At 49.0% G+C, this 16,169-nt stretch carries 13 protein-coding genes and 1 other annotated feature (1 of these 14 cut by a window edge); of the genes, 9 read left to right on the forward strand and 4 right to left on the reverse strand.

What is annotated here, in order from left to right; all coding sequences use genetic code 11:
- Positions 1–101: 101 nt before the first annotated feature.
- Entirely contained in the window at positions 102–410 is a 309-nt protein-coding gene (locus CRG97_RS09815; RefSeq protein ID WP_179090581.1) for a rhodanese-like domain-containing protein, read from the reverse strand.
- Between the two features lie 166 nt (positions 411–576).
- On the opposite strand from CRG97_RS09815, the gene aroA reads away from it, so the two are divergent.
- The 4 genes from aroA to ptsP all read left to right on the forward strand — a co-directional run bounded on the left by aroA (position 577) and on the right by ptsP (position 6,173).
- Complete coding sequence (gene aroA / locus CRG97_RS09820; RefSeq protein ID WP_098742804.1) at positions 577–1,869, forward strand: 3-phosphoshikimate 1-carboxyvinyltransferase; 1,293 nt, start codon at positions 577–579, stop codon at positions 1,867–1,869.
- Positions 1,870–1,920: 51 nt separating this feature from the next.
- Complete coding sequence (locus CRG97_RS09825) at positions 1,921–2,343, forward strand: CoA-binding protein (RefSeq protein ID WP_098742805.1); 423 nt, start codon at positions 1,921–1,923, stop codon at positions 2,341–2,343.
- A 186-nt stretch (positions 2,344–2,529) separates the two neighbouring features.
- On the forward strand, positions 2,530–4,413 hold the full coding sequence (locus CRG97_RS09830; protein ID WP_076320700.1) for a glucose PTS transporter subunit IIA: 1,884 nt from the start codon (positions 2,530–2,532) through the stop codon (positions 4,411–4,413).
- Positions 4,410–6,173, forward strand: a complete 1,764-nt coding sequence (gene ptsP, locus CRG97_RS09835; protein WP_076320701.1) for a phosphoenolpyruvate--protein phosphotransferase — start codon at positions 4,410–4,412, stop codon at positions 6,171–6,173. Before CRG97_RS09830 ends, ptsP begins: the two co-directional genes overlap by 4 nt.
- A gap of 150 nt (positions 6,174–6,323) precedes the next feature.
- On the opposite strand, the gene CRG97_RS09840 is transcribed toward ptsP, so the two are convergent.
- The gene (locus CRG97_RS09840) at positions 6,324–6,851 is read right to left on the reverse strand and encodes a type 1 glutamine amidotransferase domain-containing protein (protein ID WP_179090569.1); all 528 of its coding nucleotides are present in this window, start codon (positions 6,849–6,851) and stop codon (positions 6,324–6,326) included.
- 266 nt (positions 6,852–7,117) lie between these two features.
- Here CRG97_RS09840 and CRG97_RS09845 point away from each other — a divergent pair, with 266 nt between their 5' ends.
- The 4 genes from CRG97_RS09845 to CRG97_RS09860 all read left to right on the forward strand — a co-directional run bounded on the left by CRG97_RS09845 (position 7,118) and on the right by CRG97_RS09860 (position 9,943).
- Complete coding sequence (locus CRG97_RS09845; protein WP_098742806.1) at positions 7,118–7,579, forward strand: hypothetical protein; 462 nt, start codon at positions 7,118–7,120, stop codon at positions 7,577–7,579.
- Positions 7,580–7,674: 95 nt separating this feature from the next.
- Positions 7,675–8,022 carry a bacillithiol system redox-active protein YtxJ gene (ytxJ, locus tag CRG97_RS09850; RefSeq protein WP_098742807.1) on the forward strand — a complete coding sequence of 116 codons (348 nt, stop codon included), beginning with the start codon at positions 7,675–7,677 and terminating at the stop codon, positions 8,020–8,022.
- A 93-nt stretch (positions 8,023–8,115) separates the two neighbouring features.
- Positions 8,116–9,126 carry a catabolite control protein A gene (gene ccpA / locus CRG97_RS09855; protein ID WP_098742808.1) on the forward strand — a complete coding sequence of 337 codons (1,011 nt, stop codon included), beginning with the start codon at positions 8,116–8,118 and terminating at the stop codon, positions 9,124–9,126.
- 115 nt (positions 9,127–9,241) lie between these two features.
- Positions 9,242–9,943: a 5'-methylthioadenosine/adenosylhomocysteine nucleosidase gene (locus CRG97_RS09860; RefSeq protein ID WP_098742809.1), complete on the forward strand. Its 702-nt coding sequence runs from the start codon at positions 9,242–9,244 to the stop codon at positions 9,941–9,943.
- 118 nt (positions 9,944–10,061) lie between these two features.
- Here CRG97_RS09860 and CRG97_RS09865 read toward each other — a convergent pair whose 3' ends face one another.
- A complete protein-coding gene (locus tag CRG97_RS09865; RefSeq protein WP_098742810.1) occupies positions 10,062–10,694 on the reverse strand; it encodes a GNAT family N-acetyltransferase in 633 nt (210 codons plus the stop codon).
- Positions 10,695–10,980: 286 nt separating this feature from the next.
- Between CRG97_RS09865 and acsA the strand changes: the two genes are divergently transcribed.
- Positions 10,981–12,705: an acetate--CoA ligase gene (gene acsA / locus CRG97_RS09870; protein ID WP_098742811.1), complete on the forward strand. Its 1,725-nt coding sequence runs from the start codon at positions 10,981–10,983 to the stop codon at positions 12,703–12,705.
- A gap of 210 nt (positions 12,706–12,915) precedes the next feature.
- Here acsA and CRG97_RS09875 read toward each other — a convergent pair whose 3' ends face one another.
- Positions 12,916–16,023: a transglycosylase domain-containing protein gene (locus CRG97_RS09875; protein ID WP_098742812.1), complete on the reverse strand. Its 3,108-nt coding sequence runs from the start codon at positions 16,021–16,023 to the stop codon at positions 12,916–12,918.
- A gap of 144 nt (positions 16,024–16,167) precedes the next feature.
- Positions 16,168–16,169 (forward strand) — a binding site (T-box leader); it runs 256 nt beyond the window's last position.

The following is a 16,169-nucleotide window of genomic DNA, read 5'->3' on the forward strand; positions in this document are numbered from 1 at the left end:
TTTTGAATCAGTCTCTATGGGTGAATCTGGGGATCGCATTCGGATTGGAATAAGCAAAAAAAGGCGGGGATAACGATCATCCCTCACCTTCCATAGCTGGTTTATTCTTCATCGTCATGCCACTGAAGCATGCCGCCCTTCATGTTGATTATATTAGTCAAGCCCTGGTGATTCAAAAATTCGCATACGTGTTGACTGCGTCCGCCGCTGCGGCAGATGAAGACAACCTCTTGATCGCGTGGAATTTCGTCCAGGCGATTCGGGATCTCGCCCATCGGAATATGCTTGGCACCGCTGATCATGCCGGCGGCAACTTCCTCATCCTCGCGGACATCAATCATGTATACATTTTCGCCGTTTTGAAGCCGGCTTCTAAGCTCCGTTGTTTCCATTTGAGGGATCGGTTTCATCATATAGACCTCTTTTCTGATAATTAATGATTAAGATCGTAACGATCTGAATTTCCAGTTCACATGAACTATGATAACCAAGCGATTCTTTCCCTGTCAATTTATCCAAGGGAGATTTCAAGGTTGGTTTATCGTAACATAATATATACAAGGAGAGATACATACGATGGATGTAATCGTCAAGCCTACGCCTATACTAAACGGAGAGATTGGAGCGTTATCCTCCAAGAACTATACAACCCGTTACCTGCTGGTGGCTGCACTTGCGGAAGGAACGAGCACGATCTATTACCCAGCTCATAGCGAGGATAGCGACGCCATGAGACGCTGTATCCGGGATCTCGGAGCCGTGATCGAGGAGGACGAGGAGAAGGCGGTTATTACGGGCTTTGGCAAATCGCCCCGGGATGTGAAGGAACTGAATGTCGGTAATGCCGGTGCCGTATTGCGTTTCCTGATGGGCGTTACAGCATTATCTAAAGAGGTTACTTTCGTCAATACCTACCCGGATTCACTGGGCAAACGTCCTCACGATGATCTCATTGAGACGCTTGGTCAATTGGGTGTGGAAGTGGAGCATAACGAAGGCAAACTGCCGATCACGATTCGTGGCGGTCAGCCTATGGGCGGAAAGCTCACTGTTTCTGGCGAAGTGAGTTCGCAGTACTTAAGCGCATTGCTGTTCTTAACGCCACTGCTTGCTGAAGACAGCGAGATTACCGTTACCGGAGATTTGAAATCCAAGGTCGTTATCGGTCAGACCCTGGAAGTGCTGGAGCAGGCGGGCATTACCATTCACGCAGCGGATGATTATACATTCTTCCGGGTTCCTGGTGCTCAATCCTATGAAGCGAAGACTTATACGGTTCAAGGTGATTATCCGGGCTCTGCTGCCGTCCTGGCGGCGGCTGCGGTTACGCAGTCGGATGTAACCATCCGCAATCTGTCAGAGGACAGCAAGCAGGGAGAGAGGGCCATTATTGACGTCCTCCGGATGATGGAGGTTCCGCTCACACATGAGAACGGAAATGTCCATGTACAGGGCAATCGTACCCTGAAGGCATTGGAATTTGACGGAGATGCAGCGACGGATGCGGTGCTTGCGATGGTGGCGGCAGCTGTGTTTGCGGAAGGGACCTCCCGATTCTACAATGTGGAGAATCTCCGCTATAAGGAATGCGACCGGATTACGGATTATTTGAACGAATTGCGGAAAGCCGGAGCCAACGTTGAGGAACGCCAGGCTGAGATCATCGTTCACGGTCGTCCGGAAGGCGTCGAGGGTGGCGTTGAGATCAATGCCCATTATGATCATCGGGTGATCATGGCCCTGACGGTGGTCGGGCTTCGCGCACATCAGCCGATCCGGATTAAGGACGCGCATCATGTGGCCAAGTCGTACCCACAATATTTTGATCACATGAAGGCGCTTGGAGCCAACGTGGAATGGGTAAAATAAAGAAATAGCCAAGCAGCTCGTCTATTACGAATGGAGAGGTGGTCATGAAGCGTGGCATTTGAAAATCCTCCGCGCGAAGAAATCGCGGATATTTTGCGAAACGCAGGCAATATTGCTGTTGTCGGTCTGTCTGATCGGCCGGATCGTACATCCCATATGGTTTCTGCTGCTATGCAAAAGCGCGGGTACCGGATTATCCCGGTTAACCCTAGTGCAACAGAAATACTCGGGGAGAAAAGTTATCCATCCCTGAAGGACATTCCGGAGCCGATCCATATCGTCAACGTATTTAGACGCAGTGAATACTGTGCCGATGTGGCGCGGGAAGCTGCCGAGATTGGCGCCAAGGTGCTTTGGCTACAGCAGGGAATTATCAGTGAAGAGGCGGCGGCCATCGCGGAGAAGAGCGACATGATCGCCATCATGGACCGCTGCATTAAGGTGGAGGATTCCATCGCTTTGGGCGGGCGTTAAGATTTAATTGGTGAATTGGAAGTATGGGCAAGCCTTATGTTGAAGCAGCCATGGCAGACTGGACACGATCCGGCTTGCCGAGGTATTGCTTGTGAGGCTTGCTTTTCTTTGTGGCATTTGCCCTGATTTCTTTTTGACAAAAACAGGCGCAGCGCTTACCATCAAGGATAGAAAGGAGGGCTCGCCTTGAATTGGTTGGGATCATTACAACAGCTGGGCAGAGCAGTTATGCTCCCTACAATGGCGCTTCCAGCGGCAGCTCTCCTGCTTAGCGTGGGAAGTCTGCCATGGTCGGCGTGGGGCTTCGGAACCTTGGGCGAGATTGCTCAGGCTGCGGGGCACGGCGTGTTTTATTACATGCCGTATTTATTTGCCATTGGTGTCGCGTGGGGACTTTCGAATCAGGGAGGACCCGCAGGGCTTGCCGCTCTGGCTGGCATGTTCATCTATGATCAGGTTATATCCCGTCTGGGAGACGGGAGTGTACAGCCCTCGACCTTGATTGGTATTATTTTTGGGGTAATGTCCGGTTACGTTTACAACCGGTTCAAACATATTAAGCTTCCCGAAGCGATACAGTTTTTTGGAGGCTCCCGATTTGTACTTTTATTCATGGGATTGTTCTCCACGATATTTGCATGGGTCATGCTGGGGATGGCCCCCATTGTACAGCGCGGATTAGATGTTTTTTATGATCTGACCGTACATATGGGCGCGTTCGGATTATTCCTTTACGGAATTTTGTACAGGGTGCTGACGGCATTCGGTCTGCATCACTTGTTGAATAACGTGTATTGGTTTCAGTTGGGCTCGTACGAGACGGAAGACGGAACCGTCGTTCAAGGGGATCTGCCCCGATTCTTTGCGGGTGATCCAACAGCAGGCGACTTCATGGCCGGGTTATTCCCGATTATGATGTTTGCTCTGCCGGCGATTGCATTTGCCATTATTCAAGAAGCACGTGAAGATTTGAAGCCGAAGGTAAAAAAAACGTTTATGCGGTCCGCGCTTGTCTGTTTTTTGACCGGGGTATCAGAGCAGATTGAATTCGCGTTCTTATTTGCGTCTCCTTATCTGTATGTGCTCCACGCCTTGATGGCCGGGTTCGCGATGGTGCTTACCTATGCATTTGATATCCATCACGGGTTCTCGTACTCGGCGGGATTTATCGATTACGTACTCAATTTTCACTTGTCCAAGAATGCCTGGATCATCATACCGATCGGGGCTGTATACGGCATCGTTTACTATTTTCTGTTCCGATGGGCCATTCGCACCTTCGAAATCCCGACACCGGGGCGTGAAGAAGGTTCGGCGCTAGAAGGCCGGGCAGGAGACATTCCCTATCAGGCACCGCTTATTCTGGAGGCGCTTGGGGGAAAAGACAACATCGTTCAGGTTCAATCCTGTATGACGCGTCTTCGATTAACCGTATATAATGACCGCCAGATTGATTCGGACGCACTGAAATTGCTCGGTTCAGCCGGTATCATCAAGCTGGGCGGCGGTAACGTTCAGGTGGTGTTCGGGACGTATTCCGAGCTCATCCGCGAAGAGATAAATAAGCTGATGCAGCAGGATTTACCGCGCGTTCTGTTCAGCGCGCCCGTGCAGGGACGCATGCTTCCGATTGACGAAGTGCCGGATGATATTTTTGCCGCCAAGCTTGTCGGTAACGGCGTGGCGTTCATTCCGGAAAAAGGAGAACTTGTATCTCCGGTATACGGTACCGTGATGCATGTCTATCCGACGATGCATGCCATTGGCATTTCAACGCCGGATGGACTCGAGGTATTGATTCATATCGGGATCGATACCTCTCAACTGAAAGGACCGTTTTCAGCTGTGGTAAGCGAAGGGGATACCGTTGAGCCGGGGCAATTGCTGGTCAAGTTCGATCTGGCTTATTTAAAGACACATGCCGCATCACTGGCCACACCCATGGTGATCACGAATCCCGATAAAGTAAGATCTTGGAGCTTTGCTCCATTCAAGTCCGTTAAGAGAGGACAGTCATCTGTCATGTCCGTCGTATTAAATGAGAGTAATGCTGGGGGTAGAGAATCATGATACAAGGCATTGGCGCAGCAACAGGCGTAGCGATTGGTAAGGCTTTCGTACTGCCGCACTGGGAGTTGGACCTTCCAGATTCCGAAATGGATGCTGTCGATTTAGCCAAAGAGTTCGAGCGCTTATATGAAGGCATACGAACCTCCAAGAATGAAATTGAATATATCAAGAACGAATTCAAGGAAATGGTGGGACACGAGGAGTCGCAGATCTTTGATGCGCATCTGGCCATACTGGAGGATCCCGTGTTCATGAACGAAATTCAAGGGATCATCGAGCGCCAGTACAAAGCTGCCGAGGTAGCGGTTAAAGAGGCGATCGATCATTTCGTATCCATGTTCGATTTGCTGGACGACGAGTATATGAAGGAGCGGGCGCTGGATATTAAGGATGTTGGCAATCGGCTGCTCAAGCATCTTCTCGGTGCTCCGGAAGTCAAACTTCCGGCTGATACGCAGCCTTATATTTTGGTTGCGAAGGAGCTCTCTCCGTCTCAGCTCGTGCACCTTAACCCTTCCCACGTTCTTGGCATTGTGACGATGACGGGTGGCAAGACCTCTCATTCGGCGATTATGGCCCGCGCTCTCGGCATACCGCTCGTATCCGGGATTGAGAACAAGCTGGATCATCCGATCCAGACCGGACAGCATTTAGTTGTAGATGGAGATGAAGGCTTGCTGTATTTGGAGCCTGACACGCTGATCGTGGAGCGTTATGAAGGGATCCGAGAGCAACAACGGAAAAAGAAAGAACAGCTGCAACTCCTGGCGACGGTTGATGCGGTTACGAAGGATGGAACATACTTTAATCTGGCCGCGAATATGAACTCCATAAAAGAAATGGAGATTGCGCTCAAGAACGGCGCGCAGGGAGTTGGATTGTTCCGGACGGAATTCTTATATATGGATCGCCACAACTTTCCTTCGGAAGAAGAGCAGTTTGAAGTGTATAAGCTGGTTGCCGAGAACGCAGGTCAGGCTTCGGTCGTGATCCGTACGCTGGACATTGGCGGCGATAAGCAGCTGGATTATTTCGGGCTGCCGGAAGAAGAGAACCCCTTCTTGGGGTATCGCGCCATTCGAATCAGTCTGGATCGCACAGAGCCGTTCCAGACCCAGCTGTCCGCTATTCTGAGGGCCAGCGCTTTCGGTAACGTCAAAATCATGTATCCGATGATATCCTCGGTAGAAGAAGTCAGGCAGGCTAATGCCGTGCTGCGGCGTGCGATGGCCGATTTGGACCAACGCGGCATAGCATACGATCCGAACATTAAGGTTGGCATCATGATTGAGGTACCGGCAGCAGTCACCATTTCGGATTTGTTGGCAGAGGAAACTGATTTCTTCAGCATCGGGACCAATGATCTGGTTCAGTATGTGCTGGCGGTGGATCGCATGAATGAGCAGATCGCGCACATGTACCATCCGTTTCATCCAGCGGTTTTGCGCATGCTTCGGACGACGGTGGAGGCTGCGCATGAGGCAGGCATACCGGTCAGCGTGTGTGGAGAAATGGCAGGGGACGAGCGGGCGATTCCAATATGGCTGGAGCTTGGCGTTAAGGACCTAAGCATGTCTCCGCAATCCTTGCTTCGCGTGAAGCATCGCATCTTGAATACCAATGCGGCAGAAGCGAAGGGGGAGGCAGCGGATTGCTTCAAATTGCGTACCAGCGACGCTGTCGAAGAGCGTCTTAGCGCCTTTGCCGAACGCAGCAGTTATCTGAACGGAAAGAATGGAACGGACAGCACGGCCTCTTAAAAGGCTTCTAGTAATGAGATAACGTTCCAATTTTTCATGTTTCTTTTTTTGAGTGGACAAGCTATATTCATATAAAAAAACAGCTGCCTATCTCACCAGGAGCACTTCTTGGTGAAATGAGCGGCTGTTTTTGTGTGGTGCAGGGGAGCTTTAGCCTTGCTGTGCCAGAGCATCGCAAAAGGCTTTGCCGTACGGCGGCAGATCCGGAGGACGGCGGGCGGAAATAATATGGCCATCGGTTACGACCGCTTCATCCTTCCAGATTGCACCGGCATTTTCCATGTCGTCCCGGATTCCCGGTGTGGAAGTCACCGTAATGCCGTCCAGGATTTTGGCAGAGATGAGCACCCATCCGGCGTGGCAGATCTGTCCGATCGGCTTTTTGTCCGCATTCATCTCTTTAACGAGTTGCAGCACTTTATCATAACGGCGCAGCTTGTCCGGCGCCCAGCCGCCCGGAACGAGAATTCCATCATAATCCTCGCTGTTCAGCTCTTCAAACGAATACTCAGCTTGAGCGGGAACACCATATTTACCTGTGTAAGTTTTTCCTTTTTCCAATCCGGCGAGATGGACTTCGGCCCCTTCTTCCCGGACTCGGTAAACGGGATACCATAGTTCCAGATCCTCAAATTCTTCGTCTACAAGCGCTATCACTTTTTTTCCAGCCAATCTCATGATCGATTTAGCCCCTTTCTCTGCAGATTTCTTGATATATCCGTAACATGATCGAATAGGTCTCTTAAGACTGTACTCATTGTAACAAATATGGACAGGGGTTTCATAGGAGCGACCAAAGAACAAACATTTGGAAACATATCTGGTAAATAAAGCATTATCACAAATTAGCAGGATTCTCTGGTATGATAGTCGAATAGAACTAGTTCAGGTGACGGATTTGTGACATAGGGCTGTTAGTATTAGATTACGTGATAGGATTTGGGGTGGGCATTTTGTTCAAAACCTGCAACTGCGGACAATGGATGAAGTTGGAATTAAGGAAGCTGATTCATGAAAGAAAGACTCGAATATGTCATGTTCCTGTTTATGCCTGTCAGGCTTGTATGAAATATGAGCTTCTACCTCTTATTAAACCGGATTTACTTCGCTATCTCGCATCGATTAGCAATGAAACCGGACGAATACGCGTTTCGTTCGCAGATGTTAATGAGTCTGCATACGTACTTCGAGAAGTGTTCCGTACATACGATGATGATTCGTCGGTAGAATGGCAGGCACGCTGCATGGAAGTCTTTGACGAGCGAATTAATTTGCTGTTGGATCTATTTCGTTATGCCCAGAGCATGGGCGACGGTGACTGGATGAGACAAATTGAGGGGCGTCTTGAGCAATTAAGCACCATCAAATCTCTCATTCCTGAAAATTCGGGCAATTATGCAAGATAATTTTCAGAAAATTTTCGCGGTTGTTGGATTTTTCACGCACTTTTTGTTAGGATAGAGGATAGGAACTTCAATACAATGAAGGGAATGTATATCCTATGGCGACGTTGACGAAAATGACTACTATAGAAGAGTTACGCAACACGCTTGAATCTTCGGAGCAGAGGCCCTTGCTGTTGCTCAAACATAGTACCAGATGCCCAATTAGTGCCGGAGCTTATAAGGAAGTGCAAACTTACCTGGAGGACCAGCCGAACGAGCGGATTGACTATGTATGGATCGATGTCATTGCCGACCGTCCGGTGTCGAGTCAGGCTGCGGAAACTCTAAGCATACAGCACGAATCGCCACAAGTTATTCTTGTAAAAGAAGGAGCGCCAGTCTGGCATACATCCCATTCCCATATTACGGCTGAAGCGCTGAAAGCTCAATTGGACGGCATCTAATGCCGTGTCGTTGCACAAAGCAGTAATTTGTCGTATCATAAATTCAATTGGTATTGAACGAATGAAAATCTATTGGCAATGGAGAGAAGGAATTTGACGGTAACCATTTACGATGTTGCGCGCGAAGCAGGCGTTTCCATGGCGACGGTATCACGGGTTGTAAACAATAACCCGAACGTTAAGCCTCAGACCCGGAAAAAAGTATACGAAGCGATTGAACGTTTAGGGTATCGTCCGAATGCGGTAGCCAGAGGTCTGGCCAGCAAGAAGACCACAACCGTCGGCGTTGTGATCCCTGATATTTCGAACTCGATCTTTGCGGAGATTGCCCGTGGTATTGAGGATATTGCTAACATGTACCACTATAATATAATTTTGTGTAATGCCGACAAACGTAAGGAAAAAGAAATCCGCGTTATCAACACCTTGCTTGAGAAGCAAGTGGACGGGCTGTTGTTTATGGGTGGAACGGTGACGGACGAGCATATCCAGGCGTTCCAGACATCGGCTGTGCCGATTGTTCTTTGTGCGACAAGTGATGAGAGAGGTTCTTATCCTTCGGTCGACATTGATCATGAACAAGCTGCGTTTGATGCGGTAAGCACACTGATCCGGCACGGGCATCGTGAGATTGCCATGATCAGCGGAACGCTGCAGGATCCGGCGAACGGTTATGCACGCTTCCAAGGCTACAAGAAGGCACTGGAGACAGCTGGCATTGAGTATCAAGAGGACCTGGTGCGGATTGGTAACTATCGCTATGAGTCCGGCGTGGAAGCTATGAAATACTTCTTGGGACTTAAGAAGAAACCGACGGCTATTTTTGCTGCTACCGATGAGATGGCGATTGGCGCTATTCATAGCATTCAGGATGAAGGCTATAAAGTGCCGGATGATTTCTCTATTATCAGCGTTGATAATATCCGGATGGCTTCAATGGTTCGTCCACAGCTGACAACGGTAGCTCAACCGATGTATGATCTGGGAGCTGTAGCTATGCGTTTGCTTACCAAGCTAATGAAGAAGGAGAATGTGGAGAATCCTCGCGTGATTCTGCCGCATGAAACGATTCTTCGGCTTTCGGTTAGTCATGTGAACGAGTAAGAAGTGTGAATAAAAGCTGTTTAGACATCTATTGATATGAAGAAAGCTCCTGATTTTAAGGGGCTTTTTTCTGGTGGGATTTATGTGTGGTCTTGAATTCAGGAGGGATATCGGTATGACAACACAGGTTATCGGCCTAATCGGGGCCATGGACGAAGAAGTGGAATTGCTGCTCAGTCAACTGGAGAATAAAGAAACAGCAGTCCGTGCAGGGGTTACATATGCTTCAGGAACGATTCATGGCAAGAGAGTCGTTGTATGTAAGAGCGGGGTGGGTAAAGTGAATGCTGCGGTTACCACGCAAATCCTGATTGACACCTATGGCGTTTCCAAAATATTGTTTACCGGCGTAGCGGGTGCGCTGCATCCGGAGCTGAATATTGGCGATATCGTCATCTCTTCCTCCTGTATGCAGCACGATATGGATGTGACGCCGCTGGGCTTTGCGCGCGGGGTGATTCCGTATCAGGAAGTGTCTGATTTTCCTGCGGATCCGTCGTTGATCGAGCTGGCAGAGGAAGCGTGCAAAGAGCAGGCGGTGAATCATTACGTCATCGGGAAGGTTCTGTCCGGCGACCAGTTCATTGCCAGCCGTGAAACGGTACGGACGCTCTACGAGGAACTGAACGGGGCTTGCGCGGAAATGGAAGGTTCTGCTGTTGCCCAGGTGTGTTATATGAACATCGTGCCATATGTGGTGATCAGATCTATGTCAGATAAGGCTGACGGTTCTGCCCATGTCAACTTCCCTGAGTTTACAGTGAAAGCTTCCAAGCGTTCACACGAAATCGTGAACTACATGCTAGGCAAACTCTAGTAACAAATTTGAGCAAGCGGTCTGTATGCATATTCAGTTATGCGCCCGCAGATAACAAACTCCCCTGTGGTAAATTCTCGGGGAGTTTGTTTTTTTGTTTATTTTATTGGGTATCGACTTAATACATAAACCGCTGTCTGAAACGGATGCGATCGAATTGTTCTTGTGATGAAAGCGGCACGTTCCGTCCGATTCTGACCATGAGACAGTTGGCAGGATGGGAGCAGATTTCCGGATCATCGGTTGCGTACCACTCCATATTCACGATTTTCATTAACCGTTCCATCATTTTGCGGTAATCCCATACGTTAAGGCCGCTTCCTTTAAGATCCCAATGCCAGTAGTACTCGGTCGTAAACACGATGTAACGCTCCATCTGTTCTTCTTCAAATGCAGTCTTGATCATCTGCTGCCCAAGTCCCAGAGAACGGTAGTCTTTCGCTACCTCGATGGCACCAAGTTCAATCAAATCTTCCATATTGCCCTCAGACCAGCGTTCCTGCTCATCCGGGTGATGAAATGTTACATACCCAACGATCATATCTTGGTCTCTCGTGATGATGATTCTGCCTTCAGGCAGGCCTGCAATTTCCACCAATGCCTCATGCTGCTCCGCAGGACGACGAAAAGCCTTGAGATCAGGGTGCATGGTTAGCTCGGATAGTTGCTCGGGAGGTACAGGTCCTTCGATGATCAGGCGGCGGTCTTCAGGGAACAAAACATGAGACTGGTATACCTTGCAGTGTTCCATCCGTTACGCTCCTTTCAATTCCATACCCTACTTATAGCAAAAAAATAAAAAAATGAAAAGCAATGACAGGCAAACAAGAGCTATGATATAATCTTTTCGACATAAAATCTTCACATTTGTGTTGTACTTAACGATATGTTTCCTTGCGAATTCTAAGGGTTAATGACTCGATGACTGCGACAACGTGACGACCCACCGCAATGTGTAAAATGTATGTTTCATTCAATCATTTTGTAAGCGCTGTCCACTATGAGGAGACCGATTTGAGAATGAGGAGGATGTTATCATGAATCAAACGCATAGCGAAATATTGCCAAGTGAAGTTTCACATTCCAATATGAAGAGTTACGAGCAGGCGCGCTCCGAGTTTTCATGGGACGAAATCGAGAGACATTTTACTTGGTATGAGACGGGCAAAGTAAATATGGCGTATGAAGCTATTGATCGTCATGTAGCAGAGGGGCGAGGAGACAAGGTAGCTCTCCTGTACAGTGACGCCAATCGCGAGGAATCTATTACTTATGCGCAGTTGAAAGAGAAATCCGACAAGTTCGGTAATGTACTCCGCAAATATGGCGTTGGCAAGGGTGATCGGGTATTTATCTTTATGCCGCGCGGCCCTGAGCTCTATGCCGGTTTGCTGGGCATTCTGAAGGTTGGCGCCGTGGTCGGCCCATTGTTCGAGGCGTTTATGGAAACGGCGGTAAAGGACCGTCTAGAGGACAGTGGTGCTGTTGCACTGATTACGACGCCTGCACTGTTATCACGTGTGAAGCGAGACGAGTTGCCTGAATTGAAACATATTTTTGTTGTTGGCGAGATTGAGGAGGAGGACCCGCGGCTAGTAAGCTACCACGAGGAAGTAGAGGCTGCATCAAGTGAGCTGGAGATTGAATGGCTTGAGCGTGAAGATGGATTGATCATGCACTATACATCAGGCTCTACCGGGAAACCGAAGGGCGTGTATCACGTGCAGAATGCCATGATTCAGCATTATTATACGGGCAAGGTTGTTTTGGATTTAAGGGAAGATGATATATATTGGTGCACGGCGGACCCGGGCTGGGTAACCGGTACGTCCTACGGTATTTTTGCACCGTGGTTGAACGGGGTTACCAATGTCATTCGCGGAGGCCGTTTCAGTCCACAGGATTGGTACAGCACGTTAGTGAACAACAAGGTAACGGTATGGTACAGCGCTCCGACCGCTTTCCGCATGTTGATGGGTGCCGGTTCCGATCTTATCGACCAATATGATTTGAGCCATGTACGGCATATTCTATCTGTTGGTGAGCCGCTTAATCCCGAGGTGGTACGTTGGGGACACAAGGCTTATAAGCATCGTATCCATGACACATGGTGGATGACAGAGACCGGCGGACAGCTGATCTGTAATTACCCGGGCATGGCGATCAAGCCAGGATCCATGGGGCGTCCGGTGCCGGGCATTACAGCTAAGATTTTAGATGATCAGGGGAGAGAAGTGCCTCCGTACACGATGGGTAATTTGGCCATCAAGACACCTTGGCCGTCCATGATGAGAAAAATTTGGAACAACGAGGCGAAGTATGAAGAATACTTCCGAATTCCGGGCTGGTACATTTCAGGTGATTCGGCATATATGGATGAAGAAGGATACTTCTGGTTCCAGGGCAGAATAGATGATGTGATTAATTCGTCCGGTGAGCGAATCGGACCGTTCGAAGTGGAGAGCAAGTTGGTTGAGCATCCCGCTGTCGCTGAAGCCGGCGTGATTGGTAAGCCTGATGTAACCCGTGGCGAGATCATTAAAGCCTTTATCTCCTTACGTGAGGGGTATACACCTACTCAGGAGCTCAAGGATGAAATCTACCGTTTCGTAAAGGAAGGACTTTCCGCTCATGCCGCACCTCGAGAAATTGAGTTTAAGGAAAAACTTCCGAAGACGCGCTCCGGTAAGATCATGCGCCGCGTACTAAAAGCGTGGGAACTGGATCTTCCGACAGGCGATTTGTCCACGATTGAAGATTAAACCGTGATCAAGAACCGGGCTGACAATGGAGATGGTGACCACCATTTCCATTGTCAGTCTTTTTTTAGAGAAAGCTTAAACTTCCGAGGTTAACCTCCTTATCTCGCAAGTGGAATATATGTATAAGTATCTGCTTTACCTAAAAAATAAAGCCAGCCCTTCTAACAGATGATCTCTGTAGAGGGGCTGGCTTTTTATTAGTATACCAATCTATTTTTTCTCGAAATATACGGCCGGTGAAGCAGCAGATTCACCGATTGGATTAACGGCAGTTACTCTAAAGGTACCGCCGATTGGGTTACCCGAGGAGTAGTAGAACTCCGTGCTCTTGCTTGAGCCAAGAAGCTGGTAATTGCCATCACTGTTCGGACTGATGTAGATGTTGTAGACCATTACTTCTTCCTCTGGAGCATTGCCGCTCCAGGTGGCCTGGAAGCCCTCAGGGGTAGCCGCAAGGGTCGGCTGACCTGGTGCAGACGGTACGGTAGTAGCACCTTCATTCCCAAGTTCCAGGTCGTCATTGGGATCTCCCTCCGTGATGCCGTCACCAGGATTATCGATGTCGTCATCCGGATTCGTGTCGTTATCGCCTGGAACTTCGAATCCAGGTGCTGTACCGCCCACAATAGCGCTTGGTTCAGATGTTTTGCCGGCTACGTCAACGGCAACAACGTAATAGGAAGTAAACATTCCGTCAGCTCCAAGTCCCGAGAAGACAAGGCTCTCGTCGCCGAGCACCACCTGCCCTTGATGTGTAAACGGACTGCCGTTAACGGACTTAAAGAGCCGGTATCCGACAACATCAGGAGATCCGCTGGCATTAAAGCTGATGGACCCGCTGCCCATCGAATAATGTACGTTTTTCGGTGGGGTAGGGGCTTTGCCATCATCTGTTCTTGGGTCAACCTTGCTTGGCATCCCTTTCTTCGCGTCCTGCGGAAGATAAGATTCCAGCGATCTCTTTTCACCTTTCATGACCTTCAAGGCGTTCTGCAGTTCTATAATCAGCTCATCAAGGGGCTTCTCACGCTTGATTACGATTTGTTCTCTCAACATATCCAAAGGCGTCGCTTCCTGTGGAATGTAATTTACGCCCCGATAGGTGATATATTTCGCTTTTGCGATACCGTCATCGCTTTCGGTAGGCACAAACTTCACATTAAACAGATCCGTTACGAATCTGTCCGTTAAGGCCGTCGGCAGCTTGCCGCTGTAAGCGGAAACCGTCTTGGACGTTATGCCTTCAGGCTTCTCGAACGTTTTGGTCGGGAACAGCTCCGGTTTCACGTCCGTCACTTCGTTCATGATTTTGGCCCAAATGGCCTGGGCGTGCTTGCGCTGGTCTCCAACAAGCGTATTTTTTTGTTCCTTATATCCGACCCATACGCCTAGCGTAACGTCAGGCGAGTATCCCATGAACCAGACATCCCCATAGTTCTGGGTGGATCCGGTTTTACCAACAACCGGAACTTCATTGAATTTCTTGTACGTGTCTCTGACCTTGCTGCCTGTTCCGTTCGTAATGACGGTACGGAGCATATCCGTCATGAGATACGCGGTTTGTTCAGAGAATACCTGTTCCGGTTTTACTTCGTGTTTATAGACAATATTACCTTTGGAATCCACGATTTTCTCAATCATGAAAGCGTCCGTGAATTTGCCTTGGTTGCCGATGGCACTGTATGCATTGGTGAGTTCTTCCACTGTTACCCCGTAATGCAGCCCCCCCAGTACACCGGTGGAAGCATTATAATCGTCTTTCTCCAAGGTAGTGATACCCAGCTTCTTGGAAAACTCCCAAGCCTTCTCGATGCCGACCGTATTGTTAAACAACTTGAGCGCCACCGTATTGGTTGAATTGTTCAGTGCCTGTCTTGCCGTCATCAATCCCCTATACCCGCTGTACGAGTTTTTAGGAATATGGAACACTTTGCTGTAGTCCTTTAAGATGATCGGTGAATCGTCCACCACGCTGGCAGGCTGAATCGCCCCCGAATCAAGTGCCGGTAAATAGGCGGCTATAGGTTTCATGGCAGATCCAGGTTGTCGTTTCATTTGCGTAGCGTAGTTCATTTGTTCTGTGTTAAAATCCCTGCCCTCAATCATACCGAGAATGGCGCCGGTTTTGTTGTCGATCATCATCGCGGCGGTTTGCTCCATTCCTTTTTCCGCGCTGTCAGGCACGTAGTTGCTGTCATTCTCTGCGATGGAGCGCATGGTTTTGTATAATGTCCGGTCGATGGTGGTGTAAACACGGTAACCGCCTGTGCTGAGCTGAGCTCGGGATGCATCCATCAGATCGGAGTTCGCTTGCGTGCCTTTTGCGTTCTCTTCGGCTTCCTCGCTCAGTTGCATCAGGATATTCGATGCTTGGCGTTCTACTTCCATCATGAGATAAGGATAAGTCACATAGGCCTTCTGCGTCCGAGGAGCAAGCGATTTTTTGACATCGAATGCCTTGGCCTCTTCATACTCGGCTTGCGTTATTTTACCTTCTTCCAGCATGCTTGCCAGCACGCGGTGCTGGCGGTTTATTGCACGGTTGAATGATTTCTCGTCAAATTCCCCCTTGCCGTTGAAGGCAGAGTAGGAGGACGGTAGCTGCGGAAGACCTGCCAAATATGCAGCTTGAGCCACATTCAGATCATTCAGATTGTTAATGTTAAATATACCTTTTGCTGCAGCCTTGATCCCGAACAGTTGGTATCCGCTGGAACCGTTGCCGTAAGGAACCTTGTTCAAGTAGGCTGTTAAAATTTGGTCTTTACTCAAAAAGCGTTCCATACGCATGGCCAGCAGCATTTCTTTGACCTTGCGGTTATCGGTTTTGTCGCGACTTAAAAAAGTGAGCCTGGCCAGCTGTTGCGTCAACGTGCTGCCGCCGGTTTGAACCGACTCGTTCAGCACGCGTTCCTTCACGGCGCGAGCGGTACCTTTTATGTCAACACCCTTATGTGTATAAAAACGGTTATCTTCTATGGATACGACGGCATCCTTCACAAGCTGGGGAATATCCTTGAATTCCACAGGTCGTCTGTCTTCTTCGGTTCTAAGCTGCCCGATCGGTGAGCCATCCGCGAAGTAGGCGAAGCCCGTTATAGCATTGTCGTTCACCGTATTCTCGATGAGAGCCCTGGATCTTACTGGCTCATTCTCAACAATAGAGGTTACGTAGCCACCTATGGCTCCTCCGGCGAACAAAACGCCCATCAGACCTACCACAAAGAGCCATCCGATGACGGATCCGAGCACCCGCAGAAAGGACCGTTTACGCGGTTTCTTCTGTTTTTCAGGCTCTTGTTTTTTCTCCTCAACCATGAATGTATACTCCTCCTTTTAACGCACCTATTATAGCATAAATCGAAGGTTTTGAATCATGTGTCCCTACATAGCGTGTCCTTTTTTGAGGAAGATTGACTTTTTCGGGAAGCATATGATACAAATAATGCAAAGTTCATATCGTG

Origin of the sequence: Paenibacillus sp. EZ-K15 (assembly GCF_002573715.1) — a bacterium.
Classification (GTDB): domain Bacteria; phylum Bacillota; class Bacilli; order Paenibacillales; family Paenibacillaceae; genus Paenibacillus_AQ.

What these genes read in the sequence shown, in the direction of transcription:
- CRG97_RS09860 (WP_098742809.1), top strand. Translation starts at nt 9,242, where the DNA reads ATGACAACACAGGTTATCGGCCTAATCGGGGCCATGGACGAAGAAGTG.
- ytxJ (WP_098742807.1), top strand. Translation starts at nt 7,675, where the DNA reads ATGGCGACGTTGACGAAAATGACTACTATAGAAGAGTTACGCAACACG.
- ptsP (WP_076320701.1), top strand. Translation starts at nt 4,410, where the DNA reads ATGATACAAGGCATTGGCGCAGCAACAGGCGTAGCGATTGGTAAGGCT.
- CRG97_RS09840 (WP_179090569.1), bottom strand. Translation starts at nt 6,851, where the DNA reads ATGAGATTGGCTGGAAAAAAAGTGATAGCGCTTGTAGACGAAGAATTT.
- acsA (WP_098742811.1), top strand. Translation starts at nt 10,981, where the DNA reads ATGAATCAAACGCATAGCGAAATATTGCCAAGTGAAGTTTCACATTCC.
- CRG97_RS09865 (WP_098742810.1), bottom strand. Translation starts at nt 10,694, where the DNA reads ATGGAACACTGCAAGGTATACCAGTCTCATGTTTTGTTCCCTGAAGAC.
- CRG97_RS09875 (WP_098742812.1), bottom strand. Translation starts at nt 16,023, where the DNA reads ATGGTTGAGGAGAAAAAACAAGAGCCTGAAAAACAGAAGAAACCGCGT.
- CRG97_RS09815 (WP_179090581.1), bottom strand. Translation starts at nt 410, where the DNA reads ATGAAACCGATCCCTCAAATGGAAACAACGGAGCTTAGAAGCCGGCTT.
- aroA (WP_098742804.1), top strand. Translation starts at nt 577, where the DNA reads ATGGATGTAATCGTCAAGCCTACGCCTATACTAAACGGAGAGATTGGA.